Source organism: Vibrio sp. B181a, from assembly GCF_030248375.1.
Lineage (GTDB): Bacteria > Pseudomonadota > Gammaproteobacteria > Enterobacterales > Vibrionaceae > Vibrio > Vibrio campbellii.
The window spans coordinates 1-2,929 of record NZ_JAHGAD010000040.1 but is presented as its reverse complement, the minus strand read 5'-3'; the positions used below and the strand labels follow the sequence as shown (position 1 = coordinate 2,929).

The window sequence follows — 2,929 nt, the reverse complement described above, 5'->3', positions numbered from 1 at the left end:
GGCACGCTGTAATCCAGCCCCGGCGCTTCCAGCGCTTTGCCTTCGGTGAAAAAGTCGCTCACTGAGTGTTTGATTCGATTTAGCATCACCAATGCTCCTTAGGCAAATTTGCCGGACTGCCTAGCGGCGTGGCGTAATGCACGCGCTCATAAAGCGGAAATACGGTGCTGTAGCCTGGCACCGGCAAGGCGCCAGATTGATGCGGCAAGACATACAGCACCACATCAGGGTTAGGCAGTCTTGGAAATTGGTTGGTGGTCTCACGCCAGCTGTCACGGGCGTAGTCGCTTTGACGCGCAGCCAGTGCGCTCACATCGAGCGGCGAACGCAGTTCGCCAAGGTACTCATTTAATCGTTCATCACCGCTTCCCCCCATCTGCGCGTGCCAAACTTGCTCTGAGTTGGTGTGTGGCTGCGGCAGCGTATCGTCTTGGGCGGTCGAGCAGCCAACCAGCGAAACAATGGCGAGACTAAGAGTGATGGTTATCCACTTATGGCAATGCATAGCTTGCTCCTTGTGAGAGGGTGTCATAACGCACGCGCACTGGCTGAGTTGGCGCACGCAAGGTGACGGGTTTTCGAAGATGAATGCTGGCTTTGGTGCCAGGCGGCGTGTAGACAATGTCAAAGCTTGCCCCCATGCGCGCTTGGATAAACTCTGACACGGTGCCTGTAAACGCGGCTGCCGATTCGGCCGCGGCGTTTTTCGCCGCATTGCCGGTCATGGCCGAGGTACTGGTTGAGCCATCGACCGAAATGGTTTGCTGAGAAATCGCCACTGCATTGGCCGCGGCAGAAGCCGCGTCTAACAATCCTTGGGTGGTCAGGTATTCCGGCGCGTTGGAAATGCGTTCTCCGGTTAAACACGGGTTGCCATTGGGGTCGGCCAAAAAGCCTAGGTCGCCAGTTTTGACTGAGGTGCCATCAAAGCCCGAATCAATCGCCTCTTCCTCTTCAGGAAAGGAAAGGATTGAGCCGTCCGCACGAATAAAGTCGATGGATTCGACCACACCGCGCACGCACGACAAACCCCAATCCCCGGTCACCGTACCGGTGACGATGGCCCCTTGCACATCCGGTAAGGTAAAGCCGTTGGCCAGTAGGTTCTCTTTGCCGACTATCATTGAAAACGGATAAGGGTCGGTGACTTGGCCACTCATTGGGATGCGCCCCATCAGCGCGGTCATGCTGACGGCGTTGGCGAGCATGGCGCCGCGATGCAAGGTATAGATGGGCGTGCCTTGCTTTTTATTGGCATCAAAGCGGCCAGCTTGGTCCAAGTCATCACTGACACCGCTTAACGCTTGCTTAATCGTTTTGTTTGCCGGCGTTAGCCAGTTGCCGTCTTTATCTTGGGTGGCATCTAAAGGCTCAGTCCAAATCAGGCTATCACCACTGGGCTGTGCGTATCCTATCCCTGAGCCTGTCCCGGTTGGCAGTCCTTGACGCGGTGAGTCCAAGCCCAGCTCCTCCTCATACGACATGCTGTCGCGCACCGGCGCTTGACGTGCGCGAAACTCGTCACGGCTTTGACTGACTTTTTCTTCAATGCTGCTTAGCGAGGTGTTAAGCCGTTCGGTTAACAGGGTAAGCTGATTTTCCAGCGCTTCGACCTGCTTATCATTTTGGCTCTGCTGCTGCGCCATTTGCGCTTGGGTTTGCTCAAGCGCTTTGGCGAGCTGCGCTTTCTCCGCTTCGCTTTTTTGATACGCCACGCCCAGTGTGCGCAGTGTGTCGGTTGGACTGTCAGTAAACGCTTTAAGCGCCTTGGTTTGCGCCTGCGTGGCGGCGACGCTCACGGGCGTGTCTTGCTCTGGCTCGGCAGCGGGCTCAGGTTTTGAGGGCGCAACGCCAACGATGATGGCTAAGGCGATAAAGCCGACCAGCCCCAGTCCGGCGCCAATTTTGATGAGGGGGTTACCACGTGTCAGCATGTCGCCTCCTTAATGTGCGCTTGGCAGCAGGTTATCGGCCAGCGGGCCTTTCGTAACGATAAACGCAGTGGCTTGTTTGGTGGCGGAATCTGCCGCCCCTAACTCTGGGTGAGAAAAGCTCACCGCGCAGCGTGACAGTAAGCACTGGCCGCCTAATGTGACCAAACGTGGGTCGAGCGCTTCACGACGCTCGGCTTGATTGATTAAACTCACTGCGGTGACCACCTGCTCACCCAGCTGCCATGCCGCGATGGGTTTGGCGCGCACGCGCCATTTGCTGAACGCGTTGGCTTGGATGTCTTCTGGCAGTCCCATGGGCGAGCGCACCACGCCAGGTAATGGCTCTAGCGCATGAGAAGGACTGTAGAGACTTTGCATCGCATAGCGCACCAAAAGCGCCTCTGGCGCCATACGCAAATGCGCTAGATGGGCGTCACGCTCGGAAACGTTTTCCTCGCCTGCGCTTAGGTTTTGCTCGTTCGCCGTGCCCGGCAACACAATATCTATCTGCGGCGGGGTGGTTGCGCCCGCTTTGGCGCTGATATCGAGCAGTAGACGCATGCCATCACTGAGGCGCATCACCTGCAGTCTCGCGGTATCAAACGGCTCACTGGCGGTCAAATACACACGCCCAGCCAGTGAAGAAACGCTCAGACTGGACCCTAAATGCGCCGGCGTGGCCACACGCACATCCGCGCCAAGATGGAGGATGGTTTCTTGCTCTGGGGTGAGCGTGATGCTCAGCGGCACCCCGCGCCACTCCATGGCGCGCGGCGTACTGGCAAGTGCTGACAGACTCGCGAGCGTCAGCAACATACCTACCCCGATGTTAAGTAGCGTCGGCATTACGGCTTCTCCTGTTGCTCAAATTGAATTTCACGCGCTGGGCCATCAAAGCAATCAATCGCCAGCTTCCACGGGTTCTTCTCGGTGTCGATGTCGTAACGAACGATGCGTAGCGGCCAGCGAATGAAATTGTGCTTAACCAGCGTGCC

At 57.2% G+C, this 2,929-nt stretch carries 4 protein-coding genes; all 4 read right to left on the bottom strand.

Going from position 1 to position 2,929, the window contains the following annotated elements:
* Positions 1 to 85: 85 nt before the first annotated feature.
* Genes KIO97_RS18465 through KIO97_RS18450 form a run of 4 tightly spaced genes read right to left on the bottom strand, consistent with a single transcriptional unit; the run spans position 86 to position 2,923 of the window.
* Positions 86 to 532, bottom strand: coding sequence for a TIGR03751 family conjugal transfer lipoprotein (locus KIO97_RS18465; RefSeq protein ID WP_285383616.1), 447 nt, complete (start codon positions 530 to 532; stop codon positions 86 to 88).
* Positions 492 to 1,934: a TIGR03752 family integrating conjugative element protein gene (locus KIO97_RS18460; RefSeq protein ID WP_285383615.1), complete on the bottom strand. Its 1,443-nt coding sequence runs from the start codon at positions 1,932 to 1,934 to the stop codon at positions 492 to 494. Before KIO97_RS18460 ends, KIO97_RS18465 begins: the two co-directional genes overlap by 41 nt.
* 9 nt (positions 1,935 to 1,943) lie before the next feature.
* Entirely contained in the window at positions 1,944 to 2,750 is an 807-nt protein-coding gene (locus tag KIO97_RS18455; RefSeq protein WP_285383618.1) for a TIGR03749 family integrating conjugative element protein, read from the bottom strand.
* Between the two features lie 29 nt (positions 2,751 to 2,779).
* Positions 2,780 to 2,923: a DUF2895 family protein gene (locus KIO97_RS18450; RefSeq protein WP_285383617.1), complete on the bottom strand. Its 144-nt coding sequence runs from the start codon at positions 2,921 to 2,923 to the stop codon at positions 2,780 to 2,782.
* Between the last annotated feature and the right edge of the window lie 6 nt (positions 2,924 to 2,929).